We start from the raw sequence: 22762 nt of genomic DNA on the forward strand, positions 1-22762 counted from the left end.
TGCAACAGGGCGAATATTCATCGTCCGTACCTCCCGACCTCTCGTACGGTTGACTCCAATATGCGCCTGCACCATGAATATTGGCTGAGGACTCACTTAACGTTCGCCGCGTACCACCGCGTTGGCCTGCCGCATGTCGTCGGCGAGCTGCTCCATCAGATCACGCAAGGGCGAATCAGGCAGGCGGGCACTGGCTTCGAAGCTGCCACCCAGATCCAGCCCGGCCCGCGCGCATTCCATCAGCGTCCAGGGAATCCCACCCTCGTCGACCCCCAACTGGTCCCGGATCGTATGCACGGTGCGGTATTGCAGCTGTTCCATCCCGGCCAGCGCCGACATGACGCAGTGCTCGTGGCGGGCACGGGCCTTTTGGAGCTCGTCAGTGCGCACCTGCCCGGGCCCGAGTGCTATGCACCAGTCCTCCTGCACGACGAAACCGTCGGCGGTGGCACCGGCTTCGGCGTCGATCTTGGCTCGCTCCAGCGTCTGCATGCCGTCGATGCACGCCGTCAGCGCGGTCAGTGCCGCCAGCACCCGGTCGGAAAGCTCCTCGCGGCGCGGTTCGGCACGATCTCCGGCGGCGCGCTCATCCAGGCCCAGCTGCAGGCCGTGCTTGGCGTCTGCCGCGGCCCGCGACGTCGCCGTCGTCCCCAGAGCGGGAAAGCCCGCCGGTGGTGCGGAAACCTCAAGTAACCGGTCGAATTCTGCGAGCAGACCCTGCACCTGGCTGCGCGGCAGCAGCGGGTTGCGGGCCATCTGCCGGTACCGCTCCACGGTGGCGGGGTTGTGGGCCGAGGATGGCTCGTCCATGTCTCCACCGTAGCCCCGGTCCACTCGGCGCAGCCGTCGTGACGTTGAAGTGGGATGATGTGCAGTCATGGATCGCGCAGAACTCGCTGAGCTGGTCCGCCGCGCTGAAGCCGCCCTCGACGACATCGGCAAACTCCGCTCGGACATCGCCGCAGGCATCCGATCCAGTGCGGACGACGTTGTCGCCCAGACCCTGCAGGCCGCGCCCATCGACAGCCTGCGGCCCTACCTGGCCCGGGGCACCCGCATCGGTGGGCTGGCGAACTCCAAATTTCACACCGTCGCCGAGATCCACACCGTGCCTGCGCGGACGCTGACCCAGGTGCCCGGGGTCGACATCGCGACGGCACGCGCCGTCCAGACCGCAGCCCAGGCCAAAGCCGACCACATCCGGGCAGGCGTGCGACCGCGACTGAACGCCGAGAACGAGCGCGACACCGCGCTGCTGACCGACCTGCTCGTGTTGACCCGGGCGGACACCCCGGTCAAGCAGTTGCGACGGCTGCTTCCCCCGTTGCGTGCCCGGCTCGACATGCCCGACGAGGCGCAGCCGGTGGCAGACAAGGTCGCCGAGCTGCTCGACCGGATCACCGAAGCCCGCCGACCGGAGTCCGACCTCTGGGCCGCTTACCGCAGCGACCCCGCCGCCGTCGACACCCTGCTAGCTGAATTCGCTTCGGGAACAACCGGTGTGGATGCCGAACGAGGTTTCGTCGGCGCAGAGGCCGCGGCCGAGGCCGAAGAGGTCAACCTGGATCTGTCGCTGCTGCGCACCCAGCTGCGCGGCTATCAGCGCTTCGGCGCGCAGTACGCGCTTGCGGGGCAACGGGTGCTGCTGTGTGACGAACTCGGGCTCGGCAAAACCGTGCAGGCACTTGCCGTTGCGGCGCACCTCGCGGCGGTCGACAACATGCGCCATGTGCTGGTGATCTGCCCGTCACACCTGAGCATCCACTGGGTGGAGGAGACCCTCAAGCACACCGAGTTGAGGCCGATCGAGATCCGGGGTAGTCACCGCGAAGCCCGGCTGGCGGACTGGAAGGCCACGGGCGGCCTGGCGATCGTCACGTTCACCGGGCTGCAGCGGATCAAGCTGCCCGAACGGCCGGGCCTGGTCATCGTGGACGAGGCGCACCTGCTGCGCGACCCGAGCTCGGACCGGACCCGGGCGGTGCGCAATGTGCTCTCATCGGACAACCGCATCGTGTTCCTGGCCGGCATCTCGATGCACAACAGGATCGACGGCTTCCGCCACCTGGCCGACTTTCTGCAACCCGACGTCGCAGGCCGGGTCGCGCCCAACGCGGGAATGCGGGGGTCGATCGCATTCCGCCGGGCCGTCGACGGGGTGTATCTGCGCCGCGATTACCGCGATGTCGTCGACGAGTTACCGCTGCGCATCGCCACCGAGGAGTGGGTCAGGTTCACCCGCACCGACCGGGAGCGCTACCGGCGGGCCGTCGCCGGCGGCAACTTCACCGCGATCCGGCAGGGGGCGTGGCCGTCCGGCTCACCGGTGCCCGCGGCCAAGCTGGACCGCCTGATCGAACTCACCGCCGAGAGCCACATCAACGGGGCACGGGTGGTGGTGTTCTCACAGTTTCTGCCGGTGCTCGATGTCATCCGGAAAGCGTTGCCCGCCACCACCTTCGGCCCTGTCGATGAATCCGTGCCGGATCAGCAGGCGGTGATCGACGAATTCGCCACCCACCGCGGCCCGGCCACCCTGCTGGCGCGGACCGATGCGGGTGCGCTGGATCTGCGCAAGCTGGAGACACCGCTCGTCGTCATCGTCGCCGAACCGCACTGGCAGCCACGCGTCGAGCGGCAGGTGATCGGGCGGACCCAGCGCATCAGCGAGCTGCCCAATCTGCGGGTGCATCGGCTGCTGGCCCGGGGCAGTATCGACGAACCGTTGCGGCGGCTCGCGCGCAATCGCGACCAGGCGCCGCCGCATCAGGACGACCTGGTGCGGGCCGAGCAGGAGCGCCTGGGCGGGTAGCCCATAAGGTGCTTCTACATGAGGTACGTCTTGGTGCTGGTGACCACACTGGCCTTGCTCACCGGCTGCTCCTCCGCCATCGAGGGCCAACCGACGGCGGCCCCGGTCACCGACGAATGGCGTAATGCCGTCCTTGGCGCGGTCGCCCAGCTGGGCAACGCGATGGGCCCGATTGCCAGCGCGATGGCGCCCACCAACTACCCGGCGCTTCGCAAAAGCTGCGGTGACCTGCGCACCTCGCTCGACACGATGCAGCACCAAGTGCTGCCCGGCCCCGACAACAACGTCAACGAAGCACTCCGTGACGGCATCGAAGGCTTCCGCAGCATGGCCGACCAGTGCGTCGCATTGACGCCCGACAGCAGTCCGACCGCGCTGCTGAAATTGAGCACGACCATCGACCGCGCCGACAAGCGGATGAAGGACGCGCTGGCACTGCTGGGTGTGAAGATTCCACGACGGTGACGGCATTGCATGACACAGTCCGCTACCCGCTGCTCACCCGAAACCGAGCCCTCCCCCGAGACACCCGCGACGACCTCACCGGGCTGTGCGGCGTCGCGGTCGCGTTGGTGGTCATCTGTCACGTCTGGTTGGGACGGGTCTCGGGCGGCGTCGACGTCCTCCTGGTGCTGACGGGGTTCTTCGTCGGCGCGCGAGTGCTGCGCCGCATCGACGCCCTGTCCCTCCGCGCCGAAACTGGTTGGCTGGTGCGCCGGCTCGTTCCGCCACTCGTGCTGGTGCTCGCGGTGTGCGCGGTGTTGACGGTGCTCATCCAGCCGCAGACACGGTGGGAGGCGTTCGCCGAACAGACGCTGGCCAGCCTCGGGTACTACCTGAACTGGCAACTGATCACCACGGCCAGTGACTATGTGCAGGCCAGTGAGACGGTCACGCCGCTGCAGCACCTGTGGGTGATGTCGGTACAGGGCCAGTTCTTCGTCGCCTTCCTCGTGCTCGCCTGGCTGGTCACGAAGACGGTGCGAAGCAGTCGGCGCAACGTGCTGATCGGGGTAGCCGGTGTGGCGATGGTTGCGTCATTCGCCTACGCGGTGACGGCGCACGGCACCAACCAGACCGCCGCCTACTACAGCAGTGCGACGCGCGCGTGGGAGCTGTTGGCGGGCGTGCTGGCCGCGGCGGTCGTCACGCGGGTGCGCTGGCCCGGCCGGCTGCGCGCCGTCGCCGCGGCCGTCGGGCTCGCGGCGATCCTGTGGTGCGGCCTGGTGATCGACGGGGTCGCGGAGTATCCGGGGTGGTGGGCCTTGGTGCCGGTCGGTGCGACCGTGCTGCTCATCTTCGGCGGCGCCGGGCCGTGGACGGGCAGGCTGCTCGGCAGCCGCCCGTTGGTCGCCTTGGGCGCCATGGCGTATCCGCTGTATCTGTGGCACTGGCCGCTGCTGATCTTCTGGCTCGCCTACCTCAACGACGACGCCGTCGGCGCTCTCGACGGCGTCGCGGTCATCGCGGTGTCCGTGGCGGCGGCATACGTGACGACGTACGTGACCAGACGGTGGCGACCACGGCTCGGCTGGGGTCCGCCCGTCGCGCTGCTCGCGGTGGCCCTGGCCGTGGCGTCACTGACATGGCTCGGACAACTCGGCCCGGCCCGCGCCAAGGGCGCCGAACTGAGCACGTTGCTCGCACGGGACTACCCGGGCGCACAGGCCCTGGTCGAGAACTACAAGGCGCCCCGGGTGCCGGTGCGGCCCACCGTCCTGGAAGCTGCCGACGACGTACCGCCATCGACGGTCGACGGCTGTGCGACCGACTTCCCCGGCATGGAGGTCATCCGCTGTGTCTACGGCGACCCCACCGCGAACCGCACCATCGCATTGGCCGGCGGATCGCATTCGGAGCACTGGCTGACCGCACTGCACACGCTCGGCCGCCAACACGGGTTCAAGGTGACGACCTACCTGAAGATGGGCTGCCCGTTGACCACCAAGGAAGTGCCGATCATCGCGGGGGCATTCAACCCCTACCCGCAGTGCCGAACCTGGTCGGACCACGCGCTGGCGCAGATCATCGCCGACCGGCCGGACTACGTCTTCTTCACCACCACCCGGCCGATCCTCAACGGGCCGGGCGACTACGTGCCCGACTATTACCTCGGGATCTGGGACGAGCTGTCCGCCAACGGCATTCCGATGCTCGGCATCCGCGACACCCCGTGGATGCTGCGCGAAGGCATGTTCTTCGCCCCCGTCGACTGCCTGTCGGCCGGCGGCGACGCCGACACCTGCGGCCTACCGCGCGACGAAGCACTCGCCGCGCGCAACCCGACCCTGGAGCATCTGCCCGACTATCCGTTGATGAACGTGCTCGACCTGAGCGACGCGGTGTGCCGGCCGACCATCTGTCGCGCCGCCGAAGGCAACGTGCTGGTCTACCACGACGCCCACCACCTGTCGGCCACCTATGTGCGCACGCTCACCCGGGAACTCGCACGGCAGATGTCCGACGCGACCGCGTGGTGGTGACGTCACCCATCAGATGAGACCGGGATCCCTGCGCTGTGGATGCCGATCAGATATTCGTAGGCCGGCGCGTTGATGCCGTTGACTTCCATTTCTTCGTCGCTGAGTTCTCGGCGGACCTTCGCCGGAACGCCCGCCACAAATGATCTCGGCGGAACGGTCATCCCCTGGGGCACCACCGCTCCCGGCGCGATCAGCGAGCCGGCGCCGATCTTGGCTCCGTTGCCGATGATGGCGCCCATCCCGATCAGGCAGCGATCGTCGACCGTGCACCCGTGCACCACGGCGTTGTGGCCGATGGTGACGTGCGCACCGATCGTGACGGGGAAACCCGGGTCGGCGTGGACCGTGGCGCTGTCTTGAATGTTGGATCCCGGGCCGACACTGACCGGATCGAATTCCGCGCGAACCGTGGCGGAATACCAGACGCTGACCTTCTCGGCCAGAGTCACGTTGCCGATCACCGCCGCGTTCGGGGCAACCCAGCTTTCGGGATGCAATCGCGGGGTGTGTCCCTGTACGGCGAGGATGAGCGGTTGCGGCATGGGCACATTCTGCCGAGGCGCCCGCGGCAGATGAAATCGACCATGGCCGGGTCTGGCTGTTGCACACACTGCGAATTGCTATCTATGGTAGAACCACGCAGTGGTCCGACAGAGACGCTGGAGGTAGGACATGACAACTTCTGCACACGAGAAGGTCGGCGTCGTCGGCTGCGGCCTGATGGGTGCCGGTATCGCCGAAACCTGCGCCCGCGCAGGTCAATCCGTCATCGTCGTCGAAACGGATGCCACCGCGGTGGACGCCGGCCGGCGACGGCTGGAGACCTCGCTGGACAAGGCAGAGTCGCGCGGCAAGATCGACTCGGCAGCTGAGGTCCTCGATCGGATCGAGGTAGTCGAGGGCATCGAGGCGCTCAGCGACCGAAGCATCGTGATCGAGGCGATCATGGAGGACGAGGGCGTCAAAACCCGGCTCTTCGGCGACCTGGACCGCGTGGTGGCCGACCCCGCGGCGATCCTCGCGTCCAACACCTCCTCGATTCCCATCATCAAACTGGCCACGGCGACGAAGCGGCCCGAATACGTGATGGGCATCCACTTCTTCAACCCCGTCCCGGTGCTGACGTTGGTGGAGCTGGTGCCCAGCTTCCTGACGGCCGGCGCGACAACCGAACGCGCACGCACGTTCGTTCAGGATGTGTTGGGCAAGCACGCGATCGACTGCAAGGACCGCGCCGGCTTCGTGGTCAACGCGCTGCTCATCCCATTCCTGCTGTCCGCGATCCGGATGGTCGAGGCAGATGTCGCGACGGCAGCAGACATCGACGAGGGCTTCGTGCGCGGTTGCGCGCACCCGCAAGGCCCGCTGGCACTGTCCGACCTGATCGGGCTCGATACCGTACGAGCCATCGCCGATTCGCTCTACGACGAATACAAGGACCCGCACTACGCCTGCCCACCGCTGTTGGCCAGGATGGTCGAAGCGGGGTTGCTCGGCCGCAAGAGCGGTCGCGGGTTCTTCACCTACAGTTAGGCGCCGATGCGGGCAGATACGCTCTGGGTGCGCCACGGTGAGTCGACATGGAACCGGGCCGGCGTGATGCAGGGCCAAACACACTGGCCGGCACTGACATCCAGAGGTGGCCGCCAGGCGCGTGCCGTGGTCGACGAGCTCCTGGACTACCGACCCGTCCGCATCGTGAGCTCCGATTTGCGACGGGCAGCCGAGACCGCACACATCATCGGCGCCCGGCTGGCTCTGCCGGTCGAATTCACCGCGCTGCTTCGCGAACGCTGCTGGGGAGTGTTCGAGGGCAGGCCCGCAGCAGAAGGGCGGCTGGCAGAGTCAGCATTGAAGGCAGATCAACCTGTGCCGCACGGTGAATCACGCGACGACGTCGTCGCCCGCCTGCGCCGGCTGGCACCGGCGTTGACCACGGCCGACGGTCCGACGGTGGTGGTCACGCACGGCGACGTCATCCGCGCGGCACTCTCGATGTGGCAGGCGCACAGAGCCGATGACACCCCACCCGAGAACGGGTGCATCGTGCCGATCCCGGCCGAGCTGATGAACCCTCACAGCACGAGATCGAGGCAGGCGTAGGCCACCAGCCCGCACACGATGGTGAGCGCAAGGTTCTTCCAGCGCAACGAGATCAGCAGGGCGATGGCGCCGGCCAACGTGGCAGGCGAGATCGGCTCGAACCGGCCGCCGTCGTCGATGAACAGCGCGGGAGCCACCAGCGCCGCGAACGCTGCGGCGGGCACCATCCCGAGCACCAGACTCAGCCGCGGCGGAAGATGCCTCGGCAGCACCGGCACCAGAATGAAGGCGGCGCGCAAGGCGAATCCGCCGACGGCGATCGCGGCGATGACCAACCAGATGGTGGCGGTACTCATGCGGATTCCTCCCCGGCCGCGCTCCAGCCCATCGCCACACCGGTCCCGATCCCCGCCGCGGTCCCCAGCATCATGCCCAGGTTGGCGGGCAGACCCGCACAGGCGACCGCGACGATGGCGGCGACCAGCGCAGCGAAAACCTTTGGCCGTTCGGTGAATTGCGGTGCGAGCAGAGCCAGGAAGGAGATCGGCACGGCGAATGCGGCCACGCCGGTCTCGGGCAGCGATCCCAGGAACGACCCGATCAGCGAGCAGAGTTGCCAGGTCAGCCAGAACACCAGGCAGGCTCCGGTGTAGAACGCGACCGCGTCGCGCCGCGACATATCCTTCGTCCGCGTCGAGACGAGAGCGACAGCATGGTCCACCAGCAGGTAGGAGCCGGCGGCGCGCTCCTTGAAACCGGAATCGGCGAACATGGGCGCGAGCGCAGCCGAATACACGATGAAACGAAGATTGATGATCAGCGCCGTCACGATGACCACCGCGGCCCCGGCCCCACCACCGATCAGATCCAGTGCCGCCACTTGCGCCGCGCCGGCGTAGGCGAACAGCGAGAATGCCGCTGTCTCAACAATACTGAACCCGTTATGGGTACCGGCCAGGCCGGCGACTGCCGCGAACGGGGCAATGCCGATCATGATGGGAAGCATCGCAATGGCGCCGGTGCGCATCGCCCGGCGTCTCGGGCTCCCGCTGGAAACCCGCTCTTCGTCCTGTTCGGTCATAAGAGCTCCTGTAACGAATCCGATTGCCGGGCTCGAAAACAAGCCCGGCAGCCAGCCACGATTCGCGAAAGAACCGCCACCGACTTCGGACGGCTGACCTACTGGTCGTCGATGGACTTCGTGAACTTCTCCGCGGAATCCCTGATGTGTTTCCTGGCGCGTTGCTCGGCCAGGTCTGCATCGCCGTCCGCGAGCGCCTCGGCGATCTGCCGGTGCTCGCGCCACGCCAGATCGAACATGTCGGGAACGGTGCGCAGCATGCCGACCATCGCGCGCTCGACCACCGACCACATCGGCACCATCGCCCGGCTGAAGTACGGGTTGTCGGTCGCATCGAGGATGGTCCAGTGGAAGGCCCGATCCAGCTCCAGCAGGGTCTGGGTGTCGTTGACCCCGCCGAGCTCCTCATGCCGATCCAGGATCGCGAAGAGTTCCTTGAGCCCGGCCTCGGGACGCGCGGCAGCGACCTCCCGCACGGCCTGGGCCTCGAGTGCCTCGCGGACCTTGTACGCCGCCTCGACATCGCGCTTCGACAACGCCTTGACGGCCACTCCCCCGGTGGGCAACGGTTCCAGCAGTCCTTCGACGACCAGGTCCGCCGATGCCACGCGCACCGGCATGCGGCTGACTCCGAGCTGCTCGGCAACCTGGACCTGGTTCAGGCGCACACCCGCAGGCAACTCTTCGAGCACGATCGCCAGACGCAGGCGATCCCGCACGGACCTGGCCACGGCGCCGGCGTCGCGGGGCGGCAGCGCCGTCAGTGCCGAGAAGCTGGACGGATCCGGGCGCCCAAGGCCGGTGATGCCTTCAGAGCTGACGCTCACAACCGTCCTCCTTGTATCCGCTTGAGTCCCGCGGTGTCGCGTGGATCCACGAGCCATTATGACCCGCGAGCCTGCGTGCACCGTCACTGCCGCGCGTACCGCTCGAACTCCGCGGCGTTCCACGGGCCCACGGCCTGGCGCGGCGGCACCTCGGCCAGCCCGCTCAGATAATCGGCGGACTTGGCGCTCCGCGACACCAGGACGTCGACCACCGCGGGCGCGTTGTCCATGGCCCGCTTCAACGCGTCAGCCAGCTCACCGGCGTCCTCGACCCGCTCGCCGTGGGCGCCGAGGCTGCGCGCGAGCAGGTCGTAGCGGCAACCGGGGAGATCCACCCCGACGAGGTTGTTGTCGAAGCGGTCGACCTGGTCGTGGCGTTCAATATTCCACGCCTCGTTGTTGACGACGACGAACACCGCTTTCGCCCGGTGCCGCACGGCGGTGTCCACTTCCATCGCCGTGAAACCGAAACTGCCATCGCCGATCACGGCGACCACGGGCTCGTCGGGTCGCTGCAGCGCCGCGGCGATCGCGAACGGGACACCGACGCCGAGACAGCCCAGTGCCCCGCAGTCGAGATAGTCGACCGGCTTGAGGCCCACCCGGGCGAAGGACAGGATGTCACCGCCGTCGGCGACCGCCACCGAGCGGTCCGACAACAGGTCGTTCACCGCGCCGACGACGAAATTCGGAGACATCCGGCCATCCGCGTCAGGCTCCGGCGAGGAGAGTTTCTCGGCCAGTCGGCGCACGCGCTTGGCGTTGGACTCCTGCATGTCCCCGATCCAGGCGACATCCGGTGCGTCCGGTACCGCGCCTGCCCACGCCAACGCTGCCAGCGCCGATCCTGTGCTCGCATGCATCTCGACGTCGCCGCGACGGTTCTCGCCGAGTTCTTCGAAACAGGTACCGATGCGCAGGAAACGGGCATCGGGCGCGAACACCGCGGGCGATCCGTAGCCGAGTTGGAAGTCCAGTCGCCGACCGAGCGTGATCACGAGATCGGCCTCGCGCATGGCCCGTCCCCGGACCGCGGGCACGAAAGACGGCACGTCGTCGCGGATCACGCCGCGGCTCTCACCGGAGTCGAGATACAGCGCGTTGGCGTTGGTGAGGAAGCTCTTCAGTTCGGCGGACAGCGTGCGCACCGAGCGCCCGCCGATCACGACGATCCGCGACGAGCCACGGATCAGCTCGGCGGCCTGGTCGACGGCCGCGGCATCGGGGGCCAATTCCACGGCCAGGCGCGGCTCCAGCGCCAGGGCGGGAACGTCGGCCTCATGGACGGTCTCCTCGAGTAGGTCGGTGGGAAAGTCGATGTAGGCGGGGCCCGTCGCACCGGTCGCGCCGCCCAGCGTCGCCGCGATCACCTTGTCCAGCCTGGGGATCACGTGGTGGCGTTCGGACACCTGCTCCACCAGGCGGCAGATGGGCCGGACGATGTCCGCCTGGGCGATGTCCTGCATCGCGCCCATCCCGGTCTGCAGACGTGGCGGGCGCCCGGAGATGACGAGGACGGGGCTGCGGGAGACGAACGCGTTGGAGATCGCCGTCACCGCATTCGTGAGACCTGGGCCCGCGGTCACCATCGCCACACTCAACTCACCGGAAAGCTCCGCCGAGGCCTGGGCCATGTAGACGGCGGCCGCCTCGTGGCGAACATCGATGACCTCGATGCCCGCGCGCGCCACCGCGTCCCAGAGTGGCTGGATGTGCCCGCCACAGAGACCGAAGATGCGGCGTACGCCCTGACTTTTCAAGCGGTTCGCGATGAGCTGGGAGACGGTCGTATCGGTCATGTGACCACCAATCTGCGAGATGACGACGCTGACGTTGCGTGTATTGCAAATCCTGGATCCAGAGTCCATAGTAGCATGGGTCACAGTGGTCGAACCACATGTCGCCGCTCACACCGACAGCCAAAGGGGATCGAATGACCGTCTCAGATGCGCGGTCCAGCGCCAGCCAGCAAACCGACAATCCGGTCTTCGAGACCCTCTCCGGCATTCCGGTGCACGAGCGCTACGACGCGTCTCAGCTCGCCGACTGGAGTCCCAACGACAAGCTGGGAGCGCCCGGCGAGTATCCGTACACGCGCGGGCCCCACCCCACGATGTACCGGACCCGGCAGTGGACCCGCCGCCAGGTCGTCGGACTGGGCACCGCGCCGGAGACCAACGAACGCAACAAGTACGTGATCGAGCAGGGCCAGACCGGCCTGTCCAACGACTACGACGTGCCGACGCTGATCGGCCTCGATTCCGACGATCCCCGCGCCGTGGGCGAGGTGGGCCGGACCGGGGTGGCCATCGACACCCTGCCCGACATGTACGACCTGTTCGACGGCATCGACCTGGAGAACATCAGCGTCTCCATGACGATCAACCACCCGGCGTTCGTGCTGGTGGCCCAGTACATCGCCGCGGCCCAGATGCGCGGCTTCGATCTGCGCAAACTGGGCGGCACCGTGCAGAACGATCCGCTCAAGGACTTCTACGCCCAGAAGACCTACATCTTCCCACCGGCCCCCTCGGTGCGGCTGGCGTGCGACCTGATCGAGTACTGCGCGCAGCACATGCCGCGGTGGAACGGAATCAGCCTCAACGGCTACAACATTCGCGAGGCGGGCACCACCGCCGATCAGGAACTGGCGTTCACCTTCGCGCACGCGATCGCCTATATCGAAGACCTGCTGGGCCGCGGCCTGCCGATCGACAGCTTCATCGGCCGGTTCTCCTTCATCTTCAACGTGCACAACGACTTCCTGGAGGAGATCGCCAAACTGCGGGCCGCGCGCCGGGTTTGGGCACAGCTGGTGCACGACCGCTACGGCGCCGACCCGAAGAACGCCAAGCTGCGCACGCACGTCCAGACCGGCGGCAGCACCATGACGTATCAGCAGCCGGAGGTGAATCTGGTCCGCGGCGCCCTGCAGGCGATGGCCGGCGCACTCGGCGGCGTGCAGTCGATGGCGGTGTCCTGCTTCGACGAGGCGTTCTCGATTCCCTCGGAGTTCGCGCAGCGCATGTCGCTTCGCACCCAGCAGGTGGTGGCCTACGAGAGCGGTATCACCAACGTCGTCGACCCGCTGGCCGGCTCCTACTACATCGAGAGCCTCACCGACGAGATCGAGCGTCGTACCTGGGACTGGATGGCGCAGGTCGACGCCCAGGGCGGCGCCGTGCGCGGCGTGGAGACCGGCTGGCTGGAGCAGACCGTGTCCGACACTGCCCACACCCAGCAGCTCCAGATCATGAACGGGAGCCGAACGATCGTGGGCGTCAACGACTTCAAAGGCACGCAAGGTGAACGGCCCATCGAGACGTTCCGCGTCGACGAGCGCTCGGAAGAGGAACAGATCCGCCGGCTGAACAAGGTCCGCGCCGAACGCAACCCCGCCGCGGTCGAGCGCACCCTCGACGAACTGCAGACCGTGGTGGCCGAGGGCGGCAACGTCATGGACGCCGTCATCACCGCCAGCAAGGCGCACGCCTCCCAGGGCGAGATCGTCAAACGGGTCATCGCCGAGGTCGGCGAGTACATCGCTCCCCCGATTTACTGAGATTTCCTGAACAGGAAGGCAAGTCATGATTCGCGTACTCCTCGCCAAGCCCGGTATCGACGGTCACGATGTCGGCGTCAAGATCGTCGCGCGTGCGCTGCGCGACGCAGGCATGGAAGTGATCTACACCGGCCTGCGCACCACGATCCCCGATGTGGCGCGCGCCGCCGTCCAGGAGGACGTCGACGTCGTCGGCGTCTCCAATCTCTCGGCTCAGCATGTCCGCCTGATGAAGGAGCTCAAAGAGCGCCTGGACGCCGCGGGAGCCCACGACATCCTCATGGTCGCCGGCGGCAGCCTGCTGCCCGAGGACATCGAGGCGCTGGGCAAGATGGGCATCGACGGCTGCTTCCCACCCGGCACCGACACCGCCGACATCGTGTCCTTCATCGAGGAGCGCGTCACCGAACAGCGTGGCACGCAGCACCTTCAAGCATGAGCGCCCCGACCAGACCGGTCTCGCCCGCAGCCGTGGACCGACAGGGCTGGACCCTGCCCGCGGTATTGCGACGCACGGCCGCCAGCCACCCCGACAAACCGTGCGTCCGCACCATGTCAGGCGACAGCCTCAGCTACGCAGACCTGTTGGCGCTGACCGAACGGCGGGCCGCGGGCCTGGCCGCACTCGGGGTCGCCAAAGGTGACCGGGTGCTGCTGATCATGGACAACTCGATCGACATGATCGTCTCCTGGTTCGCCATCAACCTGCTCGGCGGTGTCGAGGTGCCGGTCAACACCGCCAACCGCGGGGCCAGCCTGGTGCACGTCGCCAACAATTCGGGCGCCAAGGTGGCCGTCATCGACGTGAAGTACGCCGAGGTGCTCGGTGAAGTGGCCGGCGAGGTCGCCAACCTGGCTACCGTCGTCGTCCGCGGCGGGCTGCCCGTATTGCCCTGGCAGACCACCGCTCTGGCCGATCTCGACACGTCCACCGCCGCGGTCCCCGAGGTCGAGGTCAGCTACCGTGATCCCGCCTCGATCATCTATACCTCCGGCACGACCGGGCCTGCCAAAGGCGTCGTCGTGCCGCACGGCCACATGTACGCCTTCTCGGCCCACGTCGTCGAGCAGCTGCGCATCGCCGAGAACGACGTGTACTACATCTGTCTGCCGATGTTCCACGCCAATGCCCAGTTCATGCAGGCCTATCCGTGCCTGATGACCGGAGCCACCGCGGTACTGGCCGATTCCTTCAGCGCAAGCCGCTGGCTGGACGATCTGCGCGGGTGTGGGGCGACGGTGACGAGCCTGCTCGGGATCATGGCACAGTACGTCTTCAACCGCCCGGAAACCCCGCGAGACTCCGAGCACGGCGTGCGGCGGATGATCACCATTCCGATCCCCGCCGTCATCGCCGAGGACTTCGAGCGGCGCTTCGACACCACCTGCGTCGAGGCCTACGGCATGACCGAGACCTGCCTGCCCATCTACCGGCCGATCGACGAGCCGTTGCGTCCTGGCAGTTGTGGCAAGGCGCTCGAGGAGTGGTTCGAGGTGGCCGTCGTCGACCCCGAAACCGACGAGCCGGTGCCGGACGGAGAGGTCGGTGAGATCGTGGTCCGCCCACGGATTCCGTTCACCACGTTCCTGCACTATCACGCGATGCCGGAGAGAACCGTTGGGGCGTGGCGCAATCTGTGGTTCCACACCGGTGACGCCGGACGGCGGGATGCCGACGGTTACTACTATTTCCTCGACCGCCTCAACGACCGGATCCGGCGTAAAGGCGAGAACGTCACCGCCTATGACATCGAGGTGGCGCTCACCGAGCTTCCCGACGTCGAGGACTGTGCTGTCGTCGCCAAGCCGGCCGCCGAGGGCGAGGACGACATCAAGGCGTTCCTGGTGCTCGCCGACGGCGTGACCGAACCCGACCCGCTCGCGGTGCTGGGCCACTGCGTCAAACGACTCCCCTACTTCGCGGTTCCCCGCTATCTGGAGTACATCGGCGAACTGCCGAAGACCCCGACCGGGAAAGTCCTCAAGCGCACGCTGCGGGCCATGCCCGACTCGCGCGCGGAATGGGACCGCGAACAGGCCGGCTGGACGGTCAAACGAGGCGTCGACCATCTTGTCGAGAAGGGCAGTGCCAGTTGACTGTTCACCTGCCCCCAGAGCGCCATGTCGCCCGCCTGATCAGCCAGGTCGAGCGCGGCGAGATCACCGACGTCGCGAGTGACATGACCCTCGCGGGTGATCGCGAGGCGCAGGTCATCGGCATCACCGGAAGCCCGGGCTCGGGGAAGAGCACGCTCGTCGATGTGCTGGCGAGCGAGATCCGGGCCGACGGCCGGACCGTCGCGATCCTGGCGATCGACCCGTCGAGCCACCTGACCGGCGGGGCGGTGCTCGGTGACCGGGTGCGAATGTCGTCGCACACGCAAGACCCCGGGATCTTCATCCGCAGCATGGGCACCCGCGGTTCCACGACCGGACTGGCCCGCGCGGCCCGCGACGCCGTCAAGGTCCTCTCAACTGCCGGCTACGACGTGGTGATCGTGGAGACCGTCGGCGTCGGCCAGGTGGAACTCGACGTGCTCACCGTCGCTGACACGGTGGCGGTGGTGCTGGTGCCCGGCCTCGGCGACACCATGCAGATGAACAAGGCCGGGATCATGGAGATCGGCGACCTGTTCGTGGTCAACATGGCCGACCGGCCGGAGACTCCGCGGTTCGTGCGAGATCTCAAGCAGGCCTTGGCCGTCGGAGCCCGCCAGGGTCACACGGAGATGCCGCCGGTGTGCTGCACGGTCGCCCTGTCAGGCGACAGTGTCGACGAACTGTGGAAGCAACTGCGCGCCGTCGAGGAGCGGGATCGAGCCTCCGGGCGGCGGCTGCGGCGACGCCAGGAACAGCAGAGCAGTGAGCTCACCCGCGCGATCGAGAGCCGGGTCGTGGCGATGCTGCGCGAGACGATGGCGGACTCGGCCACGCTCGCCGACCTGCGGCAGAGGGTGCTCGACGGGACGCTCACACCGCGGGATGCCGCCGACCAATGGCTGGGCACCGGACTGAGACTGCGCACAGGGTCCTGAAAGTCGAGATTCACGACCCTGTACGCAGTTTCGGCGACTGCGCGGCTCAGATCACGGGCGCGTCCGCATTGCTGGGCGTGGTCCGCTGACCCACGATGTCAGTGAATCTCTGCGAAATGTACTCGCCGGCCCGCACCGCCAAAGCTCCGATCGTCGAGGTCGGATTGACGGCGCCGCCGGTGGTGAGCGAACTTCCGTCAACGACGAACAGGTTGGGCACATCCCACGTCTGGTGCCATTTGTTCGTGACGGAGTCGTGAGGATTGTTGCCCATGCGGCACGTACCCATGAGATGCCAACCCGGCGGCGGGTGGAGCACTCCGGTATCGTTTGTCTCCACAGCACCCAGCGCCCTGGCCGCGTCGAAGATACGGTCAATACCAAAGTTTCCGAGCGCAATGTCGTTGGGGTGCGGTTCCCAATTCACATGTGCGGCAGGAAGTCCGCTGGAATCCTTGGCATCAGGATCGAGGGTCACACAGTTGGTCTCGACCGGTAGGTCTTCACCGAACATGAAGACCATCAGATGGTTGCCGAAGTGCTCGTTGAAGAACTTCCGGTGGTCAGCGCCCCAGGGGGCAACGTAGCCGGTATGGGCGCCCATGGCAGAAAACGCCGCCCCGAAGCTGCGAGCGACCTGCATGCCGAAACCGTTGACGAATCCCCGGTCGGTGTCGGTGCGGTAAAACTCGTGCGAGTACAACGGCGCACCGAACGCGCCTTTGTAACCTTCCATCGGCTTGTCGAACCATGCGTCGCAGAACGCGAAAATGTGGTGCATGAGGAACTTGCCGACGAGGCCGTTGCTGTTGGCCAGCCCGTCGGGGTGGCCCTTCTGAGCACTCATCAACAACAGACGGGGCGTGCCGATCCCACTAGCCGCGACAACCACGATCTTGGCCGTAACCTCGTGCCGCCTGCCGGTGCGGGTGTCGATGTAGGTCGCACCGGTCGCTTTACCGTTCTTCGCGTGGATCTGTTCGACTCGGGCGTGGGTCCGCAGATCTGCACCCAGCGCGATGGCGAACGGCCAGTGGGTGTGCGTCGGGGTGCTGAGCGAGCCGGTGGGGCTTCCCGAAAGCTCGTTGCCTGCCGCGACATCGGCGTCACGGTTCTCGCGCGGTCGGGTGATGATCGCATTGTCCGAGGGCCACCAGTGCCAACCCAAACCACCCAACGCCGTCGCGAAATTGCGGCCGAGTTTTCCTGGCAGGATCGGCGGGTCTCGGTCAACACCATCGCGTTGCGGGTACGAAGGGTCGCCCACCATGCCGGAAATACCGTAGATCGCGTCGTTCTCGTCGTAATACGGCGCGAGTTCCTCGTAGCTGATGGGCCAGTCGATGGTGCCTTCGAGGCCGTGCTCGGTGCCTTTTCGGAAGTCCACCGGTTTGTAGCGCGGCCAGTGCCCCACGTAGTGCATCGCACTGCCACCGACGTTGTTCATCAGGTACGGGGTGGTGAACCCGGTGATCGGATAATCTTCCGGCAAACCACGGACATTCGGGTCGTACGCCCAACCCCGCTGCTTCTCGATCTCCCACTCGCGGTGGTAGTGCGGGTGATCGCTCGGGGTGATCCAGGGGCCCTGCTCGAGGCAGGTCACCTTGTAGCCGGCCTGCACCAGTTTCAACGTCACCCCGGCACCTCCAGGGCCCGCGCCGATCACCAGGACATCGGTGTCATCGATCGTCGAACTCATTTCACATTCTCCTTGTCGTGCTGCGCCTGCAGGAACGGCAGTTTGCTGAGGTCCACGCGAACTACGCTCTCGGTCGGGACATAGCCGGCACCTTGTCCGGCGGTCGCCAGCAACCCCTCATCCCAGTCCTCAATGCAGTGCAGATAGCCGTAAGGCAGTGGCGGGCCGTGATAGTCGCGTCCCGCCGGAATCTCCCGTTGAATCGCCATAGTGACCTCGGCTGCGGAGTAGTAGCCGTAATAGACCAGGCTGCGGAGTTGGCTGAAAAGCTCCTCCCGCTCTTTCTCCAGTCCCTTGATCTCCTCGACCCGGCGGTCGGCATCGGCAGAGACGAACCCGGCGCCGAGCCGCGCCAGCAACTCTTTGAGTACGTCGGCCTCCAAGTACGGAAAATGCTTGGCTCGGTAGCCGGTTGGCGTGACATACCGGCCGAAGAAGTCGACTATTCCCACCGCGCTGGCGGCCGGGAAGCCACCGTCGGGTGGGATGAGTGTGTCGGCAATGGCTTCGAGAACCCGCGCCTCGGGTTCGGTGAATTCGACCGGTGTGGCCAATCCACCCAGTCGTGGCCGACCGGTTTCGAAATGCGGTTGGTCGGGACGGTCCGCGCCGAGCGCCGGGGCTCCAAAGGGAGCATTCGCCAACGATTCGTCTTGGCTCATTGTTTCTCCTTCGTGGGTGTGCTGCGCTTCGCGCGGAGCGCCGGGGAATCTGCGGTTCGACCGGTGGTCACAGCGGAGCACCGGCCCAGTCGGTGGCCTGTGCAGGCGACCTGTCCAGGTTGATCCCGATGTGCTTGATCTGGGTGTATCCGGGGACGGCCTCAAGGCCCTCCTCCCGTCCGACGCCGCTTTGCTTGTGGCCGCCGTGCGGCGTCATCGGAAGTTCACCGAACCAATCGTTGATCATCACCGAACCCACTTGGAGTCGTTTCGCCGTGTCCAGTGCTGCCGTGATGTCTTGGCACCACAAGACGGCGAAAAGGCCGTATTCGGAATCGTTGATTGTTTCGATCAGCTCGTCGGTGGTCGACCAACGCATGACAGCAGCGACGGGACCGAAGATTTCCTCGCGGGCGATCCGTGCATCTTTGGCGACATCTACGAAAACTGTTGGCTCGACGAAGTATCCGCTGTTGTCGACGTCTGGCGGAACCCCGCCACCGTAAAGGAGCGTTGCCTCCTGCTTCCCGATGTCGATGTACTCCCGCACGCGGTCGTAGTGTTTCTGTGACGCCAGCGGGCCGATCTTGGTGCGCTCGTCGAAGGGATCACCGACGGTGGCGGTGCGGAGTCGGGCAACGAGCTTTTCCAGAAATTCGTCGGCGATGTCCTCATGGAGAAAAAGTCTGCTGCCTGCCACACACACCTGACCCGCCCGTGAGCAGAATCCCTGCACTGCGACCTCAACGGCATCGTCGAGTGGAGCGTCCCGGAAGACCACCAGTGGGCTCTTGCCGCCGAGTTCCAGGTTGACCTGGGCGATGTGTTGGCCGCCGAGGCGCGCGATTTCCCGTCCGGTTTCCGTGGAGCCGGTGAAGGTGATGCCTCGGACCTCGGGGTGCGCGGCCAAGGCCGCTCCCGCCTCGGTTCCGTAGCCCGTGACGACATTGAATACCCCATCCGGAAAGCCGGCCGCATGCACCAACTCGGCAAACTTCAGAGCCGAAAGCGACGTATCCTCAGCAGGTTTAACCACGCATGTGTTCCCGAGGGCCAGTGCCGGGGCGACCGAGCGCACGAGAATCAGCAAGGGGTAATTCCACGGGACGATGTGCGCGGTGACACCGAGCGGTTCGAGCAAGGTGAGACTCAGTTTGTTACCCGGAACCTCGATGGTCCGGCCGCCTACTTTGTCGGCCGCGCCGGCCCAGTATTCGAGCCACATCGGGAGTGCGCCCACCAACTCACGCGCCTTCGCCAGATAGTGCCCGGAGTCGATAGCTTCGATCCGAGCCAACTCTTCGGCGTTCTCGGTCACCAGTACGGCAAGGCGGCGCAACAGCGTGGCTCGGGTGATGGCGTCGGTGAATTGCCATTCCACGGCGATGTCGGCCGCGGCCCTGACTGCGGCGTCTACATCGGTCCCATCTGCGCGAGGCACGTCTGCAATGCGGCGACCAGTGCTGGGGTCGAAGGTCGGGAAGCTGGCGCCGCTGCGTGCAGGCATCCATTGACCGTCGACGTACATCAGAGCCGACTCGGCCGTACGCGCTTCGAAGTCGGTCGCCATCGTCTGGGTCATCGAACTGCACCCTGGCGGAACTCGGGTGTGCCCGCCACACCGATTGAGGGATTGGACTCACATAAGTGCAACATGTGAATCAGCACACACGTCGCGGGAGGGGTCCGGCAATGGTTACATGAGGTTACCTGCATTTCGTGCGACGGTTTCGTACTTCGGGCGGGCTCGCATCGCGCGAATTGCCGGGGCCACCGATGCCGTGAGCAGGTCCGCACCGTCGTCAGGAAAAAGCACCTCGACGGATACTGAATCGGCGAAGCGATACGGCCTGGCCGCCACGATCCCGTCGAATTGCTTCCGTATTCGCGATATTTCGACGCGTACCGCGCCCACACGCGACGGATCTCCGTACAGATCCCCAGCCAACTCGTGGGCGGAACGGCCCGATTTCAGGGCGAGGATCAAGAAGATCTCAGCGTGCCGAAGTGAGATGTCATGGCGCCAATTTCCGAACTGTCCGACCATTCCGAGCAGCGGGGCTCCGCTGTCGCGCAGATCCACCGTCACCCGTGTCACTGCCTGCTCGAGGTCGTCCTCGATTAGGCGTATCAACCAGCCCCCGGGCAGCGGCTCGATATCACATAGGCCCAGCCCCGGCACCCACGTGTGTCCCGGTGCGATCTCAGGCGGAAGCAAGATCCGGTTGTGCACGGGTAATGCGTCAACGGCGGCCACCCAACCGTCTGCGTCGACAGCCAATGCCGGTGCATTGATGCGGGACAAGATCGGTGCGGCCACCATGCGCAACCGGTTCAACGTCAGATCGCGGTCCTCGCGCAGGTGTGACTCTGCCAATCTGGCCACAGCATCGATGAGAGCAATGGTGGTCGGATGCACTGTCGCAGCGGGCCCTGTTACGTCGACGACTCCGATCACCTTGCCAGTACGGGGGTTTCGAATCGGCGCACCGGCACAGGTCCAGGGATGCTGACTGCGGCTGTAGTGTTCGGCCGAGAAGGTTTGGACTGCGCGTTGGGAGACCAATGCGGTTCCCAAAGCGTTAGTGCCGACCGCAGTTTCCGCCCATTGCGCACCCTCGACGAATCCGAGCTTGTCCGCGTTGTGCAGCACCTTCGGCGCGCCCGACCGCCACAGCACGGTGCAGTCCGCGTCTGTCACAGCCAGAATGCTGTCTCCGTTGGCAATGAGCGGGTCCAAACCCCGAGTCAACTCGTCGATGACAGACATCAGCCCAGAAGCCTGCCGCAGTACGTCGACCTGCCCTTTCCCCACGGCCGGAGGAGGCCGCCGATCCGGGCGGATCCCCTTGCGCATCAATCGTTGCCACGATTCCCAGATGATCCGTCGAGGCCGAGCCGGCGCTGAATCGCCCGCCATCGTGGCATCGTAGACAGCCGACATCAGACGCGCATAGCTCCGCGGATCTTGGCCGACTGCGACCGATGGTTCGGGTAGAACAGAGCGAAATCTCATCGCCAGCTCTCCGTCGGTTAGGTGTGGAGCACTGCCGCCCATCCTAATTAATCGGTAGAACCCGCATCCGCAGACGCCTCTTCGAGCACGTTGTCTTTCGTCTCCGGCAGCGCCAACACGCACACCAGGCTGACCGCCGAAAGTGCCGCCAGCAGCACACCCACCCAGAAACTGCCGTGGCTGGCCACGATCTGAGCCGCCAGGATCGGCGGAATCGCGCCACCGATGATGCCGCCGAGGTTGTAGCTCAGCCCGGCACCGGTATAGCGGAACCGCGATTCGAACATCTCCGGCAGCAGCGCTCCTGCGGGCCCGTTGGCGACGCCGTATACCGACAGCGTGATGGTCACGGCGATCAGGAAGGCAATGGGCGAACCGGTGTCCAGCAGCGGGAACATCAACAGCGACCACACCACCGTGCCGGCGTAGGCCGCCGCGATGACCTTCTTGCGGCCCACCCTGTCCGAATAGATGGCGGCGGCGGCGGTGACGATGCCGAGCACCACCGCAGCGACCATGCCGCAGCCGAGGATCATCGTCCGGCTGAACTCCAGTGTGGATGTTCCGTAGCTGGTCATGAATGTCGCCCCGGTGTAGAACATCGAGAACACCGTCGACATCGCCAGACCGGAGATGACAATCTGGCGCCACTGCGACCGGATCGCGTCGGCGAACGGCAATTTCACCGGCGCGGCCTGACGATCCCGATTCCGTTGATGCTCCTGGAACACCGGAGTCTCCTGCACGGACAACCGAATCCACAGCCCGACGATGACCAGCAGAAGCGAGGCGATGAACGGGAAGCGCCACCCGTAGTTGATGAACGCCTTGCTGGCATCGCCGATGGTGATCGAGGTCAGGAAGAACGTTCCGCTGGCGAGGAAGAACGCGCACGCCGGTCCCAGCTGCGGGTACACCGCCATTCGGCCCCGCTGCTTCTTCGGGGCGTATTCGGCGGTCAGCAACGTCGCCCCGGCCCATTCCCCACCCAGCGCCAGGCCCTGCAGGAATCGCATCACCACCAGCAGCAGCGGGCCCCACAGCCCGATGCCGTTCTCGAACAGCCCGAACGTTCCGGAGTCATAGCCGGGAAGCAGGCCGATCAACACCGTCGACAGGCCCATGATCAACAGCGTCCACACCAGGGTGCGTTTGCGGCCGATGACGTCACCGAAATGGCCGAACAGAATGGAACCGACCGGCCGCGCGAAGAACGCCACACCGAACGTCGCGAACGACGCCATCGTGCCCATCGCGGGGCTGGCCTCCGGGAAGAAGATCGTGGGAAACACCAGGGCGGCAGCGGTGCCGTAGACGAAGAAGTCGTAGTACTCGATGGTCGTGCCGATCAGGCTCGCCGCACCGACTTTTCGAAGTTTCCGGCGTTCCGTTGGCGGTTCTTGACCGAGATTCAGAGCAGGGCTCTGCTGATGCATGGGCGTCTCCAATGCTGGGCGGATCTCACTATGGTCCTACCACAATTGTGGTACGCGCCACAAGCGATCGAGTCCAGTTGCTCGCAACACAGTCTGCTTCTTG

The 22762-nt window shown here is 66.1% G+C and carries 20 protein-coding genes; 9 read left to right on the forward strand and 11 right to left on the reverse strand.

The window, feature by feature from the left end:
• Positions 1 to 96 precede the first annotated feature (96 nt).
• The gene (locus tag M1247_RS10470) at positions 97 to 810 is read right to left on the reverse strand and encodes a hypothetical protein (RefSeq protein WP_317156251.1); all 714 of its coding nucleotides are present in this window, start codon (positions 808 to 810) and stop codon (positions 97 to 99) included.
• A gap of 67 nt (positions 811 to 877) precedes the next feature.
• Between M1247_RS10470 and M1247_RS10475 the strand changes: the two genes are divergently transcribed.
• From M1247_RS10475 to M1247_RS10485, 3 genes are read left to right on the forward strand one after another with little or no spacing between them, the layout of a single operon-like run.
• Entirely contained in the window at positions 878 to 2812 is a 1935-nt protein-coding gene (locus M1247_RS10475) for an SNF2-related protein (RefSeq protein ID WP_317156252.1), read from the forward strand.
• A gap of 18 nt (positions 2813 to 2830) precedes the next feature.
• On the forward strand, positions 2831 to 3277 hold the full coding sequence (locus tag M1247_RS10480; protein WP_317156253.1) for a hypothetical protein: 447 nt from the start codon (positions 2831 to 2833) through the stop codon (positions 3275 to 3277).
• Positions 3278 to 3282: 5 nt separating this feature from the next.
• On the forward strand, positions 3283 to 5295 hold the full coding sequence (locus M1247_RS10485) for an acyltransferase family protein (RefSeq protein WP_317156254.1): 2013 nt from the start codon (positions 3283 to 3285) through the stop codon (positions 5293 to 5295).
• 2 nt (positions 5296 to 5297) lie between these two features.
• Here M1247_RS10485 and M1247_RS10490 read toward each other — a convergent pair whose 3' ends face one another.
• Entirely contained in the window at positions 5298 to 5837 is a 540-nt protein-coding gene (locus M1247_RS10490) for a gamma carbonic anhydrase family protein (RefSeq protein WP_317156255.1), read from the reverse strand.
• Positions 5838 to 5967: 130 nt separating this feature from the next.
• Between M1247_RS10490 and M1247_RS10495 the strand changes: the two genes are divergently transcribed.
• A complete protein-coding gene (locus tag M1247_RS10495; RefSeq protein WP_317156256.1) occupies positions 5968 to 6828 on the forward strand; it encodes a 3-hydroxybutyryl-CoA dehydrogenase in 861 nt (286 codons plus the stop codon).
• A 6-nt stretch (positions 6829 to 6834) separates the two neighbouring features.
• A complete protein-coding gene (locus tag M1247_RS10500; RefSeq protein ID WP_317156257.1) occupies positions 6835 to 7398 on the forward strand; it encodes a histidine phosphatase family protein in 564 nt (187 codons plus the stop codon).
• Here the strand turns inward: M1247_RS10500 and M1247_RS10505 are convergent.
• From M1247_RS10505 to M1247_RS10520, 4 genes are all read right to left on the reverse strand, one after another.
• Positions 7371 to 7694: an AzlD domain-containing protein gene (locus M1247_RS10505; protein ID WP_317156258.1), complete on the reverse strand. Its 324-nt coding sequence runs from the start codon at positions 7692 to 7694 to the stop codon at positions 7371 to 7373. The two genes, M1247_RS10500 and M1247_RS10505, sit on opposite strands and share 28 nt — an antisense overlap.
• The gene (locus tag M1247_RS10510) at positions 7691 to 8419 is read right to left on the reverse strand and encodes an AzlC family ABC transporter permease (RefSeq protein ID WP_317156259.1); all 729 of its coding nucleotides are present in this window, start codon (positions 8417 to 8419) and stop codon (positions 7691 to 7693) included. Before M1247_RS10510 ends, M1247_RS10505 begins: the two co-directional genes overlap by 4 nt.
• A 98-nt stretch (positions 8420 to 8517) precedes the next feature.
• Entirely contained in the window at positions 8518 to 9246 is a 729-nt protein-coding gene (locus tag M1247_RS10515) for a GntR family transcriptional regulator (RefSeq protein WP_317156260.1), read from the reverse strand.
• Between the two features lie 83 nt (positions 9247 to 9329).
• On the reverse strand, positions 9330 to 11045 hold the full coding sequence (locus M1247_RS10520; RefSeq protein ID WP_317156261.1) for a 2-hydroxyacyl-CoA lyase: 1716 nt from the start codon (positions 11043 to 11045) through the stop codon (positions 9330 to 9332).
• Positions 11046 to 11179: 134 nt separating this feature from the next.
• On the opposite strand from M1247_RS10520, the gene M1247_RS10525 reads away from it, so the two are divergent.
• From M1247_RS10525 to meaB, 4 genes are read left to right on the forward strand one after another with little or no spacing between them, the layout of a single operon-like run.
• The gene (locus M1247_RS10525) at positions 11180 to 12808 is read left to right on the forward strand and encodes an acyl-CoA mutase large subunit family protein (RefSeq protein ID WP_317156262.1); all 1629 of its coding nucleotides are present in this window, start codon (positions 11180 to 11182) and stop codon (positions 12806 to 12808) included.
• Positions 12809 to 12833: 25 nt separating this feature from the next.
• Positions 12834 to 13247, forward strand: a complete 414-nt coding sequence (locus tag M1247_RS10530) for a cobalamin B12-binding domain-containing protein (RefSeq protein ID WP_317156263.1) — start codon at positions 12834 to 12836, stop codon at positions 13245 to 13247.
• Positions 13244 to 14905: an AMP-binding protein gene (locus M1247_RS10535; RefSeq protein WP_317156264.1), complete on the forward strand. Its 1662-nt coding sequence runs from the start codon at positions 13244 to 13246 to the stop codon at positions 14903 to 14905. Before M1247_RS10530 ends, M1247_RS10535 begins: the two co-directional genes overlap by 4 nt.
• Positions 14902 to 15843 (forward strand): methylmalonyl Co-A mutase-associated GTPase MeaB, encoded by a 942-nt coding sequence (meaB, locus tag M1247_RS10540; protein WP_317156265.1) that lies wholly within the window; start codon positions 14902 to 14904, stop codon positions 15841 to 15843. Before M1247_RS10535 ends, meaB begins: the two co-directional genes overlap by 4 nt.
• Positions 15844 to 15889: 46 nt before the next feature.
• Here meaB and M1247_RS10545 read toward each other — a convergent pair whose 3' ends face one another.
• From M1247_RS10545 to M1247_RS10565, 5 genes are all read right to left on the reverse strand, one after another.
• Positions 15890 to 17545, reverse strand: a complete 1656-nt coding sequence (locus M1247_RS10545; RefSeq protein WP_317156266.1) for a GMC family oxidoreductase — start codon at positions 17543 to 17545, stop codon at positions 15890 to 15892.
• Complete coding sequence (locus M1247_RS10550; protein WP_317156267.1) at positions 17542 to 18207, reverse strand: gluconate 2-dehydrogenase subunit 3 family protein; 666 nt, start codon at positions 18205 to 18207, stop codon at positions 17542 to 17544. The genes M1247_RS10545 and M1247_RS10550 overlap by 4 nt, the downstream gene beginning before the upstream one ends.
• Before the next feature lie 67 nt (positions 18208 to 18274).
• On the reverse strand, positions 18275 to 19789 hold the full coding sequence (locus M1247_RS10555; protein ID WP_317156268.1) for an aldehyde dehydrogenase family protein: 1515 nt from the start codon (positions 19787 to 19789) through the stop codon (positions 18275 to 18277).
• 114 nt (positions 19790 to 19903) lie between these two features.
• Positions 19904 to 21223 (reverse strand): GAF domain-containing protein, encoded by a 1320-nt coding sequence (locus tag M1247_RS10560; RefSeq protein WP_317156269.1) that lies wholly within the window; start codon positions 21221 to 21223, stop codon positions 19904 to 19906.
• Between the two features lie 47 nt (positions 21224 to 21270).
• On the reverse strand, positions 21271 to 22659 hold the full coding sequence (locus M1247_RS10565; protein WP_317156270.1) for an MFS transporter: 1389 nt from the start codon (positions 22657 to 22659) through the stop codon (positions 21271 to 21273).
• Positions 22660 to 22762: the final 103 nt, after the last annotated feature.

Source organism: Mycobacterium appelbergii, from assembly GCF_032883035.1.
GTDB classification, from domain to species: domain Bacteria; phylum Actinomycetota; class Actinomycetes; order Mycobacteriales; family Mycobacteriaceae; genus Mycobacterium; species Mycobacterium appelbergii.

Excerpts from the sequence above, each read along its gene's own strand:
- M1247_RS10480 (WP_317156253.1), top strand. The coding sequence starts at position 2,831 with ATGAGGTACGTCTTGGTGCTGGTGACCACACTGGCCTTGCTCACCGGC.
- M1247_RS10470 (WP_317156251.1), bottom strand. The coding sequence starts at position 810 with ATGGACGAGCCATCCTCGGCCCACAACCCCGCCACCGTGGAGCGGTAC.
- M1247_RS10495 (WP_317156256.1), top strand. The coding sequence starts at position 5,968 with ATGACAACTTCTGCACACGAGAAGGTCGGCGTCGTCGGCTGCGGCCTG.
- M1247_RS10560 (WP_317156269.1), bottom strand. The coding sequence starts at position 21,223 with ATGAGATTTCGCTCTGTTCTACCCGAACCATCGGTCGCAGTCGGCCAA.
- M1247_RS10535 (WP_317156264.1), top strand. The coding sequence starts at position 13,244 with ATGAGCGCCCCGACCAGACCGGTCTCGCCCGCAGCCGTGGACCGACAG.
- M1247_RS10550 (WP_317156267.1), bottom strand. The coding sequence starts at position 18,207 with ATGAGCCAAGACGAATCGTTGGCGAATGCTCCCTTTGGAGCCCCGGCG.
- M1247_RS10490 (WP_317156255.1), bottom strand. The coding sequence starts at position 5,837 with ATGCCGCAACCGCTCATCCTCGCCGTACAGGGACACACCCCGCGATTG.
- M1247_RS10505 (WP_317156258.1), bottom strand. The coding sequence starts at position 7,694 with ATGAGTACCGCCACCATCTGGTTGGTCATCGCCGCGATCGCCGTCGGC.
- M1247_RS10475 (WP_317156252.1), top strand. The coding sequence starts at position 878 with ATGGATCGCGCAGAACTCGCTGAGCTGGTCCGCCGCGCTGAAGCCGCC.
- M1247_RS10545 (WP_317156266.1), bottom strand. The coding sequence starts at position 17,545 with ATGAGTTCGACGATCGATGACACCGATGTCCTGGTGATCGGCGCGGGC.
- M1247_RS10525 (WP_317156262.1), top strand. The coding sequence starts at position 11,180 with ATGACCGTCTCAGATGCGCGGTCCAGCGCCAGCCAGCAAACCGACAAT.
- M1247_RS10500 (WP_317156257.1), top strand. The coding sequence starts at position 6,835 with ATGCGGGCAGATACGCTCTGGGTGCGCCACGGTGAGTCGACATGGAAC.
- M1247_RS10555 (WP_317156268.1), bottom strand. The coding sequence starts at position 19,789 with ATGACCCAGACGATGGCGACCGACTTCGAAGCGCGTACGGCCGAGTCG.
- M1247_RS10520 (WP_317156261.1), bottom strand. The coding sequence starts at position 11,045 with ATGACCGATACGACCGTCTCCCAGCTCATCGCGAACCGCTTGAAAAGT.
- M1247_RS10565 (WP_317156270.1), bottom strand. The coding sequence starts at position 22,659 with ATGCATCAGCAGAGCCCTGCTCTGAATCTCGGTCAAGAACCGCCAACG.
- M1247_RS10510 (WP_317156259.1), bottom strand. The coding sequence starts at position 8,419 with ATGACCGAACAGGACGAAGAGCGGGTTTCCAGCGGGAGCCCGAGACGC.
- M1247_RS10530 (WP_317156263.1), top strand. The coding sequence starts at position 12,834 with ATGATTCGCGTACTCCTCGCCAAGCCCGGTATCGACGGTCACGATGTC.